Origin of the sequence: Streptomyces sp. NPDC026589 (assembly GCF_040638385.1) — a bacterium.
In the GTDB taxonomy this organism is placed as follows: domain Bacteria; phylum Actinomycetota; class Actinomycetes; order Streptomycetales; family Streptomycetaceae; genus Streptomyces.
Genome location: NZ_JBEZYG010000009.1, coordinates 84,108 through 100,789 on the forward strand (window position 1 = coordinate 84,108; position 16,682 = coordinate 100,789).

Consider the following 16,682-nt stretch of genomic DNA (forward strand, 5'->3'; position numbering starts at 1 on the left):
TCAGGCTGCGCCGTCCCGCTCCTCGCCCCGCCCCGAGGTCAGCCGTGCCGCCGAGGCGATCGCGGCGCGGGCCTCGTGTTCCGGCAGTCCGGTGCGGACGGCGGCGGCGGTGAGCCCGTCGGCCAGGGCGTCGCCGAAGCCGTGCTCGTAGGCGCGGCAGGCCGCCCAGAACAGGCGAGTGTTGCGCTGTCCCTCGTGGGCGGCCAGCACGAACTGGATCAGGCCCTCCCCGCGACGGCTCGCGGTCGCGGGTGCGCCGGCTCCCGTGCCGGTGCCGGTGCCGGTGTTGGTGCCCGGTCCGGACGCGGTGCCGGAGGCCGGGCTCGTACCCGTGTGCGGGGCGCGGCCGGGCGGCGGGGTCAGGAGGCGGAGGAGGGCGCGGGGGCAGGGCGCCGGGGTGAGGTGGGCGGTGCCGGGGGCCAGGCGGTAGCGGCCGTGGGCGGTGACCGAGCCGGGGCCGACCAGGTAGCCGCCGCTGCCGCGGATGTCGATGCCCGGGGCGAGGCGGCCGGCGGAGTTGGGGACCGTGGCGTCGGCGGGGCCGGTCAGCCAGAGGTGGCGGCCGCCGCTCGGGGTGAGCACCGTGACCGTCGGCGGGATGGTGAACAGGTGCTGGAGGGCCAGCTGCCGCAGCGCGCCCGCCGCGTCGCTGCCGTACGCGGGGTCGACGTCCAGATCGATGCCGACGAGGCGGTGCGGGGCCCGTCCACAGGCGATGCCGTAGCCGGTGGCCCGGGGCGCGGCGGCGAAGAGGGCGCGGACGGCCGCGGGGTCGGTCGTGGCGTCGTGCACCCCGTGTCCCGGCAGCCCGCACTCTCCCCGGCAGTGCGTCGGCGGCTGCTTCCCCCGGTGTGGCGAGCGCAGCGCGGGGAGCTTGGTGGCGGAGAGCGGGAAGACGGGGAGGCCGCGCCCGGCGGCGGCGAGGGCGTGGGCGAGGGCCAGGGTGGGGGTCTGCCGGTCGATGGTGGCCATGCAATCAGTTTCGTACACGCGTTCGAATAAGGGAAGGGGGGGTGGTGTGGAGTGGGGTGGAGGTGTTCGGGAAGGGCGGGTGGCGGAACGCTTCTTCCCGGGCGTGCCAACGGGTCGCCGAGGTCGCCTCGCTGACCTGGACTTTCGTGTGGCATGGGAGGTTTATCCGCTCTTCGTCATACGTGAGAGGGAATCGGGGGGTGGGGAGGGGTCCGTCGAGGGTGTGCTGGGCAACTCTGGTCTCGCGACGTTGTGAACAGCACCGGGGTGGTCGGCCAACTCCCCCGGGACCAGCCGAATATGAAGCCGCAATTCCGTTTCCTGGAGGAAATGACATGGCAAGTATCCGTACCGCTCGCGCCCTCGCCGCTGTCGCCGCTCTGCCCCTGACCGTCGCGCTCTGTGGCGGTGTCGCCATGGCGGACAACGGCTCCTTCGCGAACGACGGATCGAACGCGGCTGTGGCGACGGTCGGCGGCAGCGGTGTCGGCGGCATCAACACCGGCAACTCGTCCACCACCCAGCAGCAGGCGGTCGGGACCGGTGCGTCGAACCAGAACACGTCCGCCCAGGTGAACGACTCGGCCTTCGTGCCGATCGACCAGTCCGACCACAGTGTCGCGGTGAACTTCACGCCCATCTTCTGGTGATCCTCCTCGGACGACACGGACGACACGGACGACACGGACGACACGGACGACACGGACGAGATGGATGACGCGGTCGTCGGGACCTCCCGGGGGGTGGGTTCCGGCAGACCGAACGGCAGCCCGCGCGAGGGCACTCAGGTGTTCTCGCGCGGGCTGCCGCCGTCTTGACAGGGGTCAGAATCTGACGGACAGTCAGAAACGTCGGAACGCGGACGCCGGTCGCCGGGCACGCCGGTAGCCGGACGGCAGCGCTCCGGCCTTTCCGTATCCGCGGCTCTGGAGGCCCCTCCGTGCATCTCGCTCCGACGGAACGCCAGCAGCGGCTCCGCGCCGAACTCCGTTCGTATTTCCGCGCGCTGATGCCCGATGCGGCGGACGGAGGGACGGGGGAAGGCACGGAGGAGGGGGAGAGCGGGGGCGGCGGGCCGGACGCGGGCGAACAGCGGCGGCTGCTCCGCCGGATCGGCGCCGACGGCCTGCTCGGCCTCGGCTGGCCCGAGGAGTACGGCGGCCGGGGCCGGGGACCCGACGAGCAGTTCGTCTTCTTCGACGAGGCGTACCGGGCCGGAGCCCCGGTCTCCATGGTCACGCTCAACACCGTCGGCCCGACCCTGATGGCGTACGGGACCGAGGAGCAGAAGGCGTACTTCCTGCCCCGCATCCTCGGCGGCGACCTCGTCTTCGCGATCGGCTACAGCGAGCCCGAGGCCGGTACGGACCTGGCGGCGCTGCGGACCCGTGCCGTGCGGGACGGCGACGACTGGGTCATCGACGGTCAGAAGATCTTCACCAGCAACGCCCAGCAGGCCGACTGGATCTGGCTCGCCTGCCGTACGGACCCCGAGGCTCCCAAGCACCGTGGCATCTCGATCATCCTGGTGCCCACGGACTGCCCCGGCTTCTCCTGGACGCCGATCCGTACGGTGGGCGGGGTCACCACCACCAGCACCTACTACGACGGCGTACGCGTCCCGGCCACGAACCTCGTCGGCGAGGAGAACGGCGGCTGGAAGCTCATCACCAGCCAGCTCAACCACGAACGCGTCGCCCTGGCCGCGATCGGCATGCAGGCCGAGGACTTCTACGAGGAGGCGCTCGCCTACGCCCGTACCCCCGATCCCGTGACCGGGCGCCGACGGATCGACGAGCCGTGGGTGCGCGCCCGGCTCGCGGAGGCGTACGCCCGGCTCGCGGCGACGCGCCTGCTGAACTGGCGGCTGGTCGACGCCGTCGGCGCCGGAGCGCCCGCGCCCGGAGAAGCCAGCGGGGTGAAGTTCGCGGGCACCGAGAGCGCGGTCGAGGTCTACCGGATGTGCCAGGAGGCCGTCGGGGACGCCGCCCTGCTCCGGGGTGGTTCTCCCGGCTGCTTCGGGCCCGGCGGTGAGCTGGAGCGGATGAACCGCGCGGCGCAGATCAACACCTTCGGTGGCGGTGTCGGCGAGGTCCAGCGCGAGATCGTCGCCACGGCCCGGCTCGGGATGACCCGGAGCAAGCGATGAGCGAGCGGGAGGGCGACGGCAGCAACCAGGCCTACGGCGAGGAGCCTGACGGCAGCCACCAGCCTGAGGGCAGCGAGGAGCCCGACGGCAGCCACCAGCCTGACGGCAGCAGGGCGCCCGACGGCAGCCACCAGCCTGACGGCAGGGAGCCTGACGGCAGCCGGGCGTATGACGACCGGGATCAGCTGTACGAGCGGCTCGCCGCCTACGAGGGCCGCGCCGCCGCCACCGGGGGCAGGGGCAAGGACCCGGTCAACGAGCCCATGATCCGGCACTGGTGCGAGGCGATGGGCGACACCTCGGCCGCCTACCGGGGCCCGGCCGCCGTCGCCCCGCCCACGATGCTCCAGGCGTGGACGATGGGCGGGCTCTCCGGGCACACGGACGGAACGGGGCGCTCCGCGGCGTACGACGAGATGTTCGCCCTGCTCGACGGAGGCGGCTACACCTCCGTCGTCGCGACCGACTGCGAGCAGGAGTACGCGCGCCCGCTGCGCCCCGGCGACCGGATCAGCTTCGACACGGTCATCGAGTCCGTCTCCCGGCGCAAGACGACCAAGCTCGGCACCGGCTACTTCGTCACCACCCGTACGGACGTCCGCGCCGACGGCGAGCCCGTCGGGACGCACCGCTTCCGCATCCTCAAGTACCGCCCCGCGCAACGGGGGAAGCCCGTTGATCCTCCTCTGCGCCCCCGGCCCGTGATCAACCGAGACAACGCCGGCTTCTGGGCCGGAGTCGCCGAACACCGGCTCCTCATCCAGCGCTGCACCGACTGCGCGACCCTGCGCCTCCCCTGGCTGCCCGGCTGCAACGTCTGCGGCGGCGCGGAGTGGGAGACGGTCGAGGCGGGCGGTCGGGGCACGGTCTTCAGCCATGTCGTGATGCACCACCCGCCGTTCCCCGCCTTCGGGCCGTCCGGCGAGGGCGGACCGTACGCCGTCGCGCTCATCGAGCTGGCCGAGGGCGTCCGCATCGTCAGCAACGTGATCGGTGTGCCGTACGACAAGGTCCGCGTCGGCATGCCCGTGCACCTGGAGTTCCTCGTCACGGACCCCGACCTGGAACTGCCCGTCTTCCGGGCGAGCGAAGGCGGTTGAGATGGACTTCACCCCGAGCGAGGAGCAGTCCGCCGCACAGGGACTGGCCGCGAGCGTCTTCGGTGACCTGTCCACCCACGAGCGGCTGGCGGCGGCCGGCACGGGCACCGACGCGGAACTGTGGAAGGCGCTGTGCGCGGCCGGACTGCCCGGCGCGGTCGAGGACATCGGGCTGCTCGGCCTCGTCCTGCTCCTGGAGGAACAGGGCCGGACCACCGCGCAGGTCCCGTTCGCGGCCACCTGCGTGTACGGGCTGCTCGCGATCGCCGAGCACGGGACGCGGGAGCAGCGCGAGCGCCTGCTTCCCGGTCTGCGCGACGGTACGGCGGTGGCGACGGGCGCCTTCCCGGTGCGGGGCGGCGTACACACGTCGGACGGTGCGCTGTACGGGGCCGTGCCCTGGGTGCCCTGGCTGCGCGACGCCACCCAGGTGCTGGTGGCGGACGCCGACCGGGCCCTGTGGATCGTCGAGGCGGGCGCGCCGGGCGTGGCCGTGGTGCCGGTGGAGACGACCGCGCCCTGGGCGGCGGGGCGGCTGGTTCTCGACGGCGTACGTGGGGAGCGTCTGGGGCGCGGGCCGGAGGCGTACGAGGCCGTCCTCGCCGCCGCCCGTACCGCGTTCGCCGGGCTCCAGGCCGGGGTGTGCGCGGGCTCACTCGCCCGTGCGGTCCACCACACCGTCACCCGCGAGCAGTTCGGGCGCCCGCTCTCCACCAACCAGGGCGTCCTGCTCCGCGCCGCCGAAGCCCACATGGACACCGAGGCGATCCGGGTCACGGCGTACGAGGCGGCCTGGCGACGGGACGACGGGCGGGAGTACGGGGCAGCGGCGCTGACCGCCGCCTGGTGGGCCTCGGAGGCGGGCAAGCGGGTCGTCCACGCGGGCCAGCATCTGCACGGCGGCACCGGCGCCGACCTCGACCATCCGGTCCACCGGCACTTCCTCTGGGGCCGCCAGCTCGACGCGTATCTCGGCTGCGGGAGCGAGGTCCTGGAGGAGCTGGGCCTGTTGCTCGTGAGCAACGGTCAGGAGGACGCGTCGTGACGCGGACGTACGGCGTCGGTGATGAGCTGCCGCCCCTGGAGATCCCGCTGACCCGGACCCTGATCGTCGCCGGGGCCATCGCCTCGCGCGACTACCAGGACGTGCACCACGACGCGGACCTGGCCCGGGAGAAGGGCTCCCCCGACATCTTCATGAACATCCTCACCACCAACGGGCTCGTCGGCCGCTACATCACCGACCTCTTCGGCCCGAACGCCGTCCTCCGCAAGGTCGCGATCCGCCTCGGCGTCCCCAACTACCCGGGAGACGTGATGCGGTTGGCCGGTCGTGTCACGGAGGTGGCCGGGCCGGTCGGCGAAGAGTCCGTACGCGCGACGACCACCGTCACCGTCACCGTCACCGTCACCGGCGACAACAGCGTCGGCCGCCACGTCACCGGCACGGTCGTCGTGACCCTCCCGGCCCCGAGCGGCGAAGAAGATGGCGAAGAAGAAAGGGCCGGAGCATGAGCATCCGCAGGGCCGACTCGCTCGGCGGGAAGGCCGCGATCGTCGGCATCGGGGCCACCGAGTTCTCCAAGGACTCCGGCCGCAGCGAGCTGAAGCTGGCCGTCGAGGCCGTCCGCGCCGCCCTCGACGACGCGGGTCTCACCCCCGCCGACGTGGACGGGCTCGTCACCTTCACCATGGACACCAGCCCCGAGATCACCGTCGCCCAGGCGGCCGGGATCGGCGAGCTGTCGTTCTTCTCCCGGATCCACTACGGCGGCGGCGCGGCCTGCGCCACCGTGCAGCAGGCCGCCCTCGCGGTGGCGAGCGGGATCGCGGACGTCGTCGTCTGCTACCGGGCCTTCAACGAGCGCTCCGGCCGCCGCTTCGGCTCCGGCGTCCAGCGGCGCGAGCCCACCGCCGAGGGCGCGGCGCTCGGCTGGAACCTGCCGTACGGGCTGCTCACCCCGGCCTCCTGGGTGGCGATGGCGGCCCAGCGCTACCTCCACGCGTACGGCCTCGACCCGGAGGTCTTCGGGCACGTGGCGGTGGTCGACCGACGGAACGCGGCGCGGAACCCGGCGGCGTACTTCCACGGGAAGCCGATCACGCTCGCCGACCACGCCGCGTCCCGCTGGATCGTGGAGCCGCTGCGGCTGCTGGACTGCTGCCAGGAGACGGACGGCGGCCAGGCACTCGTCGTCACGAGCCTGGAGCGCGCCCGCGACCTGCCCCGGCCGCCCGCCGTCGTCGTCGCGGCGGCCCAGGGCGCCGGCCGGTCGCAGGAACAGATGACGAGTTTCTACCGGGACGGGCTGACGGGCCTGCCGGAGACCGCCGTGGTCGCCCGGCAGCTCTGGCGCAGCTCCGGACTGTCGCCGGCCGACATCGACGTGGGCATCCTCTACGACCACTTCACCCCGTTCGTCCTGATGCAGCTGGAGGAGTTCGGTTTCTGCGGCCCCGGGGAGGCCGGGGCGTTCGTCGCCGCGGACGCGCTGCCCCTGAACACCCACGGGGGTCAGCTGGGGGAGGCGTACCTCCACGGGATGAACGGCATCGCGGAGGCCGTCCGGCAGATCCGGGGGACCTCGGTGAACCAGGTGGCGGGGGCGGCGAGGTCGCTGGTCACGGCGGGTACGGGGGTTCCGACGTCGGGCCTGGTCATCGGCGCGGACGGCTGAGCGGCGACGCCCCGCCCCCGTGGGCTCTCGGGGGCGGACCCTTACGGCCGGGCCGAGGCCTGTCCACCTTCAGGAGGTGCAGGGTGCACACCCCCTACAACCTGAGGCGGACGAGCCTTCGGGACCTGGGGGCGATCCCCTCGGCGGTGGCTGCTCCTAGCGTTGAGTACATGACCACGCCAGTCTGCACGGGCGCCTCCAGGGCGGCCTCCGCCACCGCCGCCGGCCACCCCCACGCGCCCTACGCGTCGTTCTCCTCGTACGTACGGGCCCGTGGACCGGTCCTGCTGCGTACCGCGCGCTCGCTCACCGCGAACCCGTGCGACGCGGAGGACCTGCTCCAGACCGCGCTGGCCAAGACGTATGTCGCGTGGGAGCGGATCGAGGACCACCGGGCGCTGGACGGCTACGTCCGGCGGGCGCTGCTCAACACCCGCACCTCGCAGTGGCGCAAGCGGAAGGTCGACGAGTTCGCGTGCGAGGAACTGCCCGAGCGGGAGGCCTCTCCGGCGCCGGACCCGGCCGAGCAGCAGTCGTTGCACGACGCGATGTGGCGAGCGGTGCTCAAGCTCCCGGACCGCCAGCGCGCGATGGTCGTCCTGCGCTATTACGAGGACCTGAGCGAGGCCCAGACGGCGCAGGTGCTCGGCGTGTCGATCGGTACGGTCAAGAGCGCGGTCTCCCGTGCCCTCGGCAAGCTCCGCGAGGACCCGGAGCTGACGCCGGTCCGCTGATCCGGACGGCCCGGAGGCCCCTCCACGGGTGCCGCCACCTGCTCCGCCACGGATCCGACGCAGAGGCCTCGGGGCAGAGGTCCCGGGGCAGGCTCCGCAGCAGGAATTTTCCCGCGAGTAGTGACATACCGCGTGGTATGTGCGCAGAATCAGCGGAACCTTACTGCCGCGTAGCGCCTACCGGGAGGACGCCGTGCTGAGCACCATGCAGGACGTACCGCTGACTGTCACCCGCATCCTGCACCACGGGATGACGATCCATGGGAAGTCGCAGGTCACGACCTGGACCGGCGAACCCGAGCCGCACCGCGTCACCTTCGCCGAGATCGGCGCACGCGCCACCCGGCTGGCCAACGCGCTGCGCGACGAGCTGGGCGTCGACGGCGACCAGAGGGTTGCGACGCTCCTGTGGAACAACGCGGTCCACATCGAGGCGTACCTCGCCATCCCCTCCATGGGCGCCGTTCTCCACACCCTCAACCTCCGGCTGCCGCCCGAGCAGCTCGCCTGGGTCGTCAACCACGCGGACGACAAGGTGGTGATCGTCAACGGCTCGCTGCTGCCGCTCCTCGTGCCGCTGCTGCCGCACCTGCCGAGCATCGAGCACGTCGTCGTGTCCGGCCCCGGCGACCGCTCCGGCCTCGACGGCGTCACGCCGCGCGTGCACGAGTACGAGGAACTGATCGCCGGCCGCCCCACCACGTACGACTGGCCGGAGCTGGACGAACGCCAGGCCGCGGCCATGTGCTACACCTCCGGCACCACGGGCCACCCCAAGGGCGTCGTCTACTCGCACCGCTCGGTCTACCTGCACTCGATGCAGATCAACATGGCCGAGTCGATGGGGCTGACCGACAAGGACACCACGCTCGTCGTCGTGCCCCAGTTCCATGTGAACGCCTGGGGCCTGCCGCACGCCGCGTTCATGACGGGCGTCAACATGCTCATGCCGGACCGCTTCCTCCAGCCCGCCCCGCTCGCCGACATGATCGAGAGCGAGCGCCCGACGCACGCCGCCGCCGTTCCCACCATCTGGCAGGGCCTGCTCGCCGAGGTCACCGCCAACCCGCGCGATCTCACCTCCATGGCCAACGTGACCATCGGCGGCGCGGCCTGCCCGCCCTCGCTGATGGAGGCGTACGACAAGCTCGGCGTCCGGCTCTGCCACGCCTGGGGCATGACGGAGACCTCGCCGCTCGGCACCATGGCCCACCCGCCCGCCGGCCTGAGCGTCGACGAGGAGTGGCCGTACCGGGTCACCCAGGGCCGCTTCCCCGCCGGGGTCGAGGCGCGGCTGGTCGGCCCCGGCGGGGAACACCTTCCGTGGGACGGCGAGTCGGCCGGTGAGCTGGAGGTCAGGGGCAACTGGATCGCCGCCGCCTACTACGGCGGCGCCGACGGCGAGCACCTGCGCCCCGAGGACAAGTTCAGCGAGGACGGCTGGCTGAAGACCGGCGACGTCGGTGTGATCAGCGCCGACGGCTACCTCACCCTCACCGACCGGGCCAAGGACGTCATCAAGTCGGGCGGCGAGTGGATCTCCAGCGTCGAGCTGGAGAACGCGCTGATGGCCCACCCGGACGTCGCGGAAGCGGCCGTCGTCGCCGTGCCGGACGAGAAGTGGGGCGAACGGCCGCTCGCGACGGTGGTCCTCAAGGAGGGCGTCACCGGGACCGACTACGAGGCGCTGAAGGAGTTCCTCGCCGAGTCGGGCATCGCCAAGTGGCAGCTGCCGGAGCGCTGGTCGGTGATCGCCGCCGTGCCGAAGACGAGCGTCGGCAAGTTCGACAAGAAGGTGATCCGCAAGCAGTACGCGGATGGCGAGCTGGACGTCACCCAGCTCTGAGGCTTCGGTTCCTCTTCTGTTTCACGTGAAACAGGGCGGGGCGGTACGGGACACCCGTACCGCCCCGCCCTGTTCCGCTTCCCGCGTCCGTCGAGAGGCCCTAGTTGGTGCCGATCTTCGCCAGCAGGTCCACGATCCGCGACTGGACCTCGTCGCTGGTCGACCGTTCCGCCAGGAAGAGGACGGTTTCACCCGACGCGAGCCGCGGCAGCTCCGCCTGGTCCATCCCGGCCGAGGTGTAGACGACCAGCGGGGTGCGGTTCAGCTGCCCGTTGGCCCGCAGCCAGTCGATGATCCCCGCGCGTCGGCGGCGTACCTGCATCAGGTCCATCACCACGAGGTTCGGCCGCATCCGGCTCGCCAGGTCGACGGCCTCGCTGTCCGTCGCGGCACGCGCCACCTGCATCCCGCGACGCTCCAGGGTCTGCGTCAGCGCCACCGCGATCTCCTCGTGCTCCTCGATCAGGAGCACCCGTGAGGGATGCTGTTCGCTGTCGCGGGGGGCCAGTGCCTTGAGCAGGACGGCCGGGTCGGCGCCGTACGCCGCTTCCCGGGTCGCCTGCCCCAGACCGGCGGTGACCAGCACCGGGACCTCGGCCGCGACGGCCGCCTGACGCAGCGACTGCAACGCGGTACGGGTGATGGGGCCGGTCAGCGGGTCGACGAAGAGCGCGGCGGGGAACGCGGCGATCTGGGCGTCGACCTCCTCGCGGGAGTTCACGATCACCGGACGGTAGCCCCGGTCGCTGAGCGCCTGCTGGGTCGGCACGTCGGGCGCGGGCCAGACCAGCAGCCGACGCGGGTTGTCCAGCGGCTCGGGCGGCAGCTCGTCGTCGACCGGGTGCGGGTGCGGCCGGTTGGCGACCTCGACCGCGCCTCCGGGCCCGTCCAGCGGCTCGGGACCCTCCGCCCCCTCGTCGGGCGCCCCTATGGCGTACGCGCGCCCCTCCGCGACGGGCGGCGCGAGCAGTTGTCCCTCACCGTAGGCGGCGCCGGGCCCGCCCTGCGCCGGCTGGCCCGGCTGCTGACCCGGCTGACCCGGCCGCCCGGGCTCCTGCGCCTGGTCCGGCCCCTGGTCCTGGCCCTGGGCGCGGGGCTGATGCTGCTGCGGCCCGGGAGCCTGCGCGGGGCCCGTCGGCTGTGCCGGACCCGGCCGGTCGCCGGCGGCCCGGGCCGGGGAGCGGTCGCCCTCCGGCGGGGCGGCGAGCTTGCGGCGCCGGCCGGCCCCGCCGAGGCTCTGATGCGGCTGGTTCTGCTGATGCGCGAGGTGCTGGGCGAACGGCACGCCCTGGCCCAGCGTTCGCACGCTGAAGGCCCTCCCCTGCGTGGAGTCGGGGTTGCTGCCGTCCGGCATCGGCTCCTCGGCGGGCAGCGGCTGCCGCCGCGCGTCCGGGGCCGGGACGCCCGTGTCACCGTCGGCCGGGTGCCTCACCGGATCGGCGACGGCCGCGACGCCGGTGGTGTGGGCGGTCCGCCCGGTGCCGGTCTGCCCGGTTTCGGGGTGGTTCTGCCCGGTTTCGGGGTGGGCGTTCTGCCCGGCGTCGCCCCACGGCGCGAGGTCCGGCACCGGGCTCGGAGCCTCCGGTACGCCGCCGCCGTCGTGCGGGCCGGGCGCATGGGGTGCCGCCCCGGGGAGGCGGGGCGCGTGGGCGGCTCCGGGCGCGGCCGGGAAGCCCTCCCCGGAGGTTCCGTCCGTCTGCGGGCCGGGGTGCGCCGGGGCGACGGGGTGCGCCTGCGGAGGCGTGTGACCGGCCTCCGGTGCGGTACGCGCGTGGTGCGTGCTCGCCCCGTCGCCGCCGGGCGCCACCGGGGCGTCGGGGGCGAGCGGCGCCCGGTCCGCGTCGGCGGGCGGCAGGGCGAAGGCGGTGCGCGGTCCGGCCTCGGCCGCGGTGCGTTCCTGGGCGGCGGCCAGCGCGCGCCGGGCACGCCGCCCCCCGGGCTGCTGGGACTGCTCCGTCCCGGGGTGACCGCCGTCGCTTTCAGCTCCGCTGTTGCCGCTGTTGCCGGAGGCGAGGGCGGGCAGGGCGGGGCGGGCCGGCTCGCCCTCACGGCGGGCCCGCCGCCCGGTGGGCGGTACGGGCTGCTGCGGGTCCACCGGGACGCCCTGCGGCGGCACGGTCTGCCCGAGCTGCGGGCGACCGCCGCCCTGGGCGTTCTCGGCCGCGGTGACGACCGACCCCTCGGAAGGGGCGGTGGGCGCCGCGGACGGGGCGGAGGTCAGGGCCAGCGCCCCCCGCTGCGGTGGCTGGGGCTGCTCCCGCACGTCGGCCGGAACCACGCCCGGTGCCGCCTCGGCCGGGCTGGGCCTGCCGCGCCGACGCCCGGAACCCTCGCCCTGCTGGGCCGGGATCAGCTCGGGAGTCTGCTGCTCCTCGGGCGCGGCCGGTCCACGGCGGGCCCGCCGCCGCCCGGTCGGCTCGGCGGCCGGGCGGTCGTCGGGAGCGGGAGCCACGGCCTCGACCGCGTTGTCGCCGAGGCTCTCCGTACCGCCGGGGCCGCTGTCCAGGAACGCGTCGGTGGAGGACCTGCGCGCCCGGCGCCGACCGCCACTGGTGACGCCCGGGGCTCCCAGCCCTTCGGGCGACGAGGAGGCGGCGGGGGGAGGCCCCGGCGGCAGGGCGGTGCCGTCCGTCTCCGGCGGCGCGATCGTGCCGGACGCGGTGCCGATGGGCAGGTCGAGCACGTACGCGCTGCCGTTCATGCCCGGCGTCTCGTGCGTCTGGAGGACCCCGCCGTGCGCCCGGACGATGCCGCGCACGATCGGCTCGTGCACCGGGTCGCCCCCGGCGAACGGGCCGCGCACCTCGATCCGTACGACGTCACCGCGCTGGGCCGCGGCCACGACCACGGTGGAGTCGACATAGCCGCCCCCGGGAACGGCCCGGGTCTTGCCGGTCGAATCGACGCCGCAGACGTCCGCGACGAGGTGGGCGATGGCGGTGGCGAGCCGGGGCGCGTCGACCTCGGCCTCGATCGGCGGGGCGTGCACGGCGAACTGGGCGCGCCCGGGCCCGATCAGCTCGACCGCCCCGTCGATACCGCCGGTGACGATGCCGTCCACCATCGCCGGGGCCTTGTGCAGCCCCTCCACCCCCGCGTCCAGGCGCTGGTACCCCAGCACGTTGTCGACGAGCGTGGTCATCCGGGCGTACCCGGCGGCGAGATGGTGCAGGATCTGGTTGGCCTCGGGCCACAGCTGACCGGCCGGGTCGGAGGCGAGCGTGGACAGCTCGCCGCGCAGCTCCTCCAGGGGCCCGCGCAGCGAACCGCCGAGGACGGCGGTGAGCTGGGAGTGCTGGGCACCCAGGGAGGCGAGCAGCTCGGCCTGTCCCTCGATCTCGGCGGCGTACCGATCGCTACGGTCGGCGAGCTCAGCGGTGTGCGCCTCCCTCAGCGCCTCCAGCTCGGCGGCGTGCGCCTCCTTGAGCGCGGTGACTTCGGCGGAGTGGCTGGTGGTCAGCTCGGCGACGACGCTCGTGTGTTGCGCCGACAACTCCTCGTACGGCCGGCGGTCGGTGAACGTCATCACCGCGCCGACGAGCTGGTCCCCGTCCCGTACCGGCGCGGTCGTGAGGTCCACCGGCACCTGCGCGCCGCTCTTGGACCACAGCACCTGCCCACGCACCCGGTGCTTGCGCCCGGACTTGAGGGTGTCGGCGAGCGGGGAGTCCTCGTACGGGAACGGCTCGCCCTCCGCCCGTGAGTGCAGGATCAGCGGATGCAGCTCCTGGCCGCCGAGGTCGCTGGCCCGGAAGCCGAGGATCTGCGCGGCGGCGGGGTTGACGAGGACGACGCGCCCGTCGGTGTCCGTGCCGACGACGCCCTCGGAGGCGGCCCGCAGGATCATCTCGGTCTGCCGCTGCGAACGCGCCAGCTCCGCCTCGGTGTCGACGGTGCCGGAGAGGTCCCGCACGACGAGCATGAGCAGCTCGTCACCGGTGAAGCTGGAGTGGATGTCGTTGTACGCGGCCTGCCCGCTGTCGAGGCTCGCGCTGGTGACCTCGACCGGGTACTCGCGGCCGTCGGTGCGTCGCGCGGTCATCCGCGTCGGCTTGGTCCTGCCCTGCTCGTCCGCAGCCTCGGGCCGGCGCATCGAACCCGGGATCAGCTTGGAGTCGAACTCCGGCAGCAGATCGAGCAGTCCGCGACCGACGAGCGCGGTGCCCGGGGTCTCGAACATTTCGAGGGCGATGGCGTTGGCGTTGACGACCGTGCCGTTGCAATTGACGAGCAGAAGCCCGTCAGGAAGGGCATCGAGTATGGCTGCGAGGCGAGCAGTGCCTCGGGATGGCCTGCTGCTCACGACGACGCTTCCTCCCTGATTACCGCACCTTGCCGACAGCGGGCCCCATCTTGCCCCTCGGGCCGCAGACTGTCACTGGAGGAGTCTAAGGGCAGGGGAGGCCCCGGGGGCGGCGGATGAGGGGGAGCTCTCACCAAGGTTCTGTGCGCGGCGTGTACGCCGCGGGCCCATGACGTGAGCGTCCGCGCACCCTGTGACGTGCGCGGACGCGCGACGAGGCCGGCCCCTTCGGGGCGCGCGGGCCCCCGGAGCCATCTGCGGCAGATACACGGAGGCGAACGCTTTTGCGCCGTCGCCGACGGGCTATCGGACGTCCGGAAGCACCGGCACGAGGCTGTTCCAGCGCGCGATCTCGCATCCGTCGCGGCGGCTCGCGGTGGTGTCCACGGCCCGTCCCTCCCAGGTGCCCACGATGCGCGCGGTGGCGTCGCCGCCGTGGATCATCGTGCACATCGTGCCCTCCGGGGTCGGCCGGAACAGCTCCTGCCGCCCGGACCGGGTGGCGCCGGCCTCCGCCAGCCGGTCACAGGCCGCCTGCCCCTGCGGGTGGCTGCCCCCGGTGGGCCCGCACTCCAGCTCGAAGGTGCCGTCGGCCCCGGCGACCCCGGTGTTCTCGACGGACACGGTGAGCCGCGTCAGGACCTCGCCCGCCTTCCCCGCGCCCTTCCCGCCCCCGCCCTCCAGGAACCCGGGCAGCGGGATGGGCATGGGCAGCGGCCCGAGGGAGGGCCGGGCGGCGGCGAAGGGCCCGGAGGTGGGCACGGAGGCGGGCGTCGGACCCGAGGCCATGGGGCCGGAGGCGGTGGCGGTGGATGCCGGCACGGCGGTGGCGAGCGCGGCGAGCGAGACGACGGCGGTGAGAGCGAGACGACGCAGCATGCGGAAGCTCCAGGATCTCTGCAGCGGGGTCGGCCACGGGCGGCGGTCACGGGTGATCACCGGCCCGCCCGGGCGCCACGGCTGACGGACGACTGACGGGCGACGACGACTGACGGAGACCGGAGCCCCCACCCCTCTCTAACGCGCACCGCGCCCGGACGTTGCGGCACCACGCCGAACTGCTTTGCCCTGGCCCCCGGGGGCCTAGTAACGTGTGCGGCGATTGGTGGCACGACGCTCGACTGTGTCATCATCTGCACGCACCACTCGCGTCCGCGCGAGGTGTGCTGGAGGCGTCGCCTAGTCCGGTCTATGGCGCCGCACTGCTAATGCGGTTTGGGTCTTAAAGCCCATCGAGGGTTCAAATCCCTCCGCCTCCGCCCCACCCCGAAGCCCCGTGCCCCTGGCACGGGGCTTCGGCCGTTCCGGGACGCGCGAGGGTGCGGAGGGGGTGCCGGGGCCGGTTCGTGGCTGGTTCGAGAGGGTGGCCGAGACAGCCCTCGGGAAGCCGTTTCCGCAGGTCGGCAGCGGTGCGGCTAATGGATTTCGCGTCACGGCGCAGGTCATGTAATGTTGTTCTCGCAACGCCGACCGGGGAGAAAAAAGCCCGGAACGCCAAGCACTCGTAGCTTAACGGATAGAGCATCTGACTACGGATCAGAAGGTTGCAGGTTCGAATCCTGCCGAGTGCACAGCAGGCCAGAGGCCCCCAGGAGAAATCCCGGGGGCCTCTCGCGTTGCCCGGGAGCGGTTTCTAGGCGGCCTCGGCCGGTACCCCGGCTCCAGCTCCCGCCCCCGCACCCGCCGTCGTGACCCGGCGGCGGCGGGTCGGCAGGCCCATCGTCGGGTTCGCTACGCCCCAGGCCGCGGCCTTGCAGACCAGTTCCTTGTAGAGGGCGGCCGCGCGGCCGGTCAGGGCCGCGCTGACGGAGCGGTCGTCGGCGGTGACGTACTGGATCAGGCCCTCCTTGCGGCCGAGGGAGACGCACTGGTTGAAGTACCGGGGTGCGGTGGTCGGGAGCTTGGTGCCGGTGAGGCGGGCCGCGATGGCGTCGGCGGCCTGCCAGGCGGTGGGGACGCCCGAGGCGCAGGACATGCGCAGGGGCTTGCCGCCCGGGCCCGCGACCAGGGCCGCGTCGCCGATGGCGTACACGTCCGGGTGCGAGGTCGAGCGCATGGTGGTGTCGACCACGATCTGGCCGGTGTCGCCGGTCCGCAGTGTTGTGGCCCGGGCGATCGGGTGGACCGCGAAGCCCGTCGTCCAGACCGTGACCGCGGCCGGGATGTCGCCCTCGGTGGTGGTGACACGGTCGGCCTCCACGGCGGTGACGGTGGTGTGTTCGTGCGCGGTGATGCGCAGGTTGGTGAAGACCTTCCTCAGGTGCCCGGCGCCCTTGGGGGAGAGCCAGTCGCCCAGAGCTCCTCGGGTGGCCAGGGAGACGTTCAGGTCCGGGCGGGTCTCGGCCAGTTCCGTCGCCGCCTCCACGCCGGTGAGGCCGCCGCCGACGACGACCACGGGTGTGCCGGCGGCGAGGGAGGCCAGGCGGTCGCGCAGGCGCAGGGCTCCGGGGCGGCCAGCGATGTCGTGGGCGTGTTCGGCGGCACCGGGGACGGCCTGGGTGTTCCATGCGCTGCCCAGGGCGTACACGAGGGTGTCGTACGGCAGGGGCTCCGGCTCGCCGGTTCCGTCCGGGGCGGCGACGGAGACCGTTCGGCGGTCGGCGTCGATGCCCGTGACCTTGCCGAGGCGCAGCCGGACGGCCGTGCCGGCGAACATCTTGTGGAAGGGGCGGGGGCGGAGGTCCTGGCCCACCGCGAGTTGGTGCATCCGGACGCGCTCGACGAAGTCGGGTTCGGCGTTGACGAGGGTGATGGAGACGTCCTCGCGGCGCAGTCGCCTGGCGAGGCGTCCGGCGGCACTCGCTCCGGTGTAGCCGGCTCCGATGACGATGACGCGGTGCTGCTGGATGTTCTGCTGCATGTCCTTCGCTCCTGTCTCGCGCGGTTTCGCCCCTTGAACC

At 73.4% G+C, this 16,682-nt stretch carries 12 protein-coding genes and 2 tRNA genes; 10 read left to right on the forward strand and 4 right to left on the reverse strand.

The window, feature by feature from the left end:
• Positions 1-972, reverse strand: coding sequence for a bifunctional DNA primase/polymerase (locus AB0F29_RS17350; protein ID WP_361872879.1), 972 nt, complete (start codon positions 970-972; stop codon positions 1-3).
• Between the two features lie 335 nt (positions 973-1,307).
• Between AB0F29_RS17350 and AB0F29_RS17355 the strand changes: the two genes are divergently transcribed.
• The 8 genes from AB0F29_RS17355 to AB0F29_RS17390 all read left to right on the forward strand — a co-directional run bounded on the left by AB0F29_RS17355 (position 1,308) and on the right by AB0F29_RS17390 (position 9,479).
• Positions 1,308-1,622 (forward strand): hypothetical protein, encoded by a 315-nt coding sequence (locus AB0F29_RS17355; RefSeq protein WP_007453921.1) that lies wholly within the window; start codon positions 1,308-1,310, stop codon positions 1,620-1,622.
• 290 nt (positions 1,623-1,912) lie between these two features.
• Positions 1,913-3,121, forward strand: a complete 1,209-nt coding sequence (locus AB0F29_RS17360; RefSeq protein ID WP_361872882.1) for an acyl-CoA dehydrogenase family protein — start codon at positions 1,913-1,915, stop codon at positions 3,119-3,121.
• Positions 3,118-4,221 (forward strand): OB-fold domain-containing protein, encoded by a 1,104-nt coding sequence (locus AB0F29_RS17365; RefSeq protein ID WP_361872885.1) that lies wholly within the window; start codon positions 3,118-3,120, stop codon positions 4,219-4,221. The genes AB0F29_RS17360 and AB0F29_RS17365 overlap by 4 nt, the downstream gene beginning before the upstream one ends.
• A 1-nt stretch (position 4,222) precedes the next feature.
• Positions 4,223-5,266 (forward strand): acyl-CoA dehydrogenase family protein, encoded by a 1,044-nt coding sequence (locus AB0F29_RS17370; protein ID WP_361872888.1) that lies wholly within the window; start codon positions 4,223-4,225, stop codon positions 5,264-5,266.
• The gene (locus AB0F29_RS17375; RefSeq protein WP_361872891.1) at positions 5,263-5,736 is read left to right on the forward strand and encodes an acyl dehydratase; all 474 of its coding nucleotides are present in this window, start codon (positions 5,263-5,265) and stop codon (positions 5,734-5,736) included. Before AB0F29_RS17370 ends, AB0F29_RS17375 begins: the two co-directional genes overlap by 4 nt.
• Positions 5,733-6,899, forward strand: a complete 1,167-nt coding sequence (locus AB0F29_RS17380) for a lipid-transfer protein (protein WP_361872893.1) — start codon at positions 5,733-5,735, stop codon at positions 6,897-6,899. Before AB0F29_RS17375 ends, AB0F29_RS17380 begins: the two co-directional genes overlap by 4 nt.
• A gap of 170 nt (positions 6,900-7,069) precedes the next feature.
• Positions 7,070-7,633 (forward strand): SigE family RNA polymerase sigma factor, encoded by a 564-nt coding sequence (locus tag AB0F29_RS17385; RefSeq protein WP_361872896.1) that lies wholly within the window; start codon positions 7,070-7,072, stop codon positions 7,631-7,633.
• Positions 7,634-7,826: 193 nt separating this feature from the next.
• Entirely contained in the window at positions 7,827-9,479 is a 1,653-nt protein-coding gene (locus AB0F29_RS17390; protein ID WP_361872899.1) for a long-chain fatty acid--CoA ligase, read from the forward strand.
• A gap of 100 nt (positions 9,480-9,579) precedes the next feature.
• Here the strand turns inward: AB0F29_RS17390 and AB0F29_RS17395 are convergent, their stop codons facing one another.
• Both AB0F29_RS17395 and AB0F29_RS17400 read right to left on the reverse strand, forming a co-directional pair.
• Positions 9,580-13,782, reverse strand: coding sequence for a PAS domain-containing protein (locus tag AB0F29_RS17395; protein WP_361872902.1), 4,203 nt, complete (start codon positions 13,780-13,782; stop codon positions 9,580-9,582).
• A 303-nt stretch (positions 13,783-14,085) separates the two neighbouring features.
• Positions 14,086-14,661, reverse strand: a complete 576-nt coding sequence (locus AB0F29_RS17400; RefSeq protein WP_361872905.1) for an SSI family serine proteinase inhibitor — start codon at positions 14,659-14,661, stop codon at positions 14,086-14,088.
• A gap of 289 nt (positions 14,662-14,950) precedes the next feature.
• On the opposite strand from AB0F29_RS17400, the gene AB0F29_RS17405 reads away from it, so the two are divergent.
• Together AB0F29_RS17405 and AB0F29_RS17410 are read left to right on the forward strand one after the other, a co-directional pair.
• A tRNA-Ser gene (locus AB0F29_RS17405) sits at positions 14,951-15,041 on the forward strand.
• A 239-nt stretch (positions 15,042-15,280) separates the two neighbouring features.
• Positions 15,281-15,353, forward strand: a tRNA-Arg gene (locus tag AB0F29_RS17410).
• Positions 15,354-15,415: 62 nt separating this feature from the next.
• Here the strand turns inward: AB0F29_RS17410 and AB0F29_RS17415 are convergent.
• Positions 15,416-16,642 carry an FAD-dependent oxidoreductase gene (locus AB0F29_RS17415; RefSeq protein WP_361872907.1) on the reverse strand — a complete coding sequence of 409 codons (1,227 nt, stop codon included), beginning with the start codon at positions 16,640-16,642 and terminating at the stop codon, positions 15,416-15,418.
• Positions 16,643-16,682: the final 40 nt, after the last annotated feature.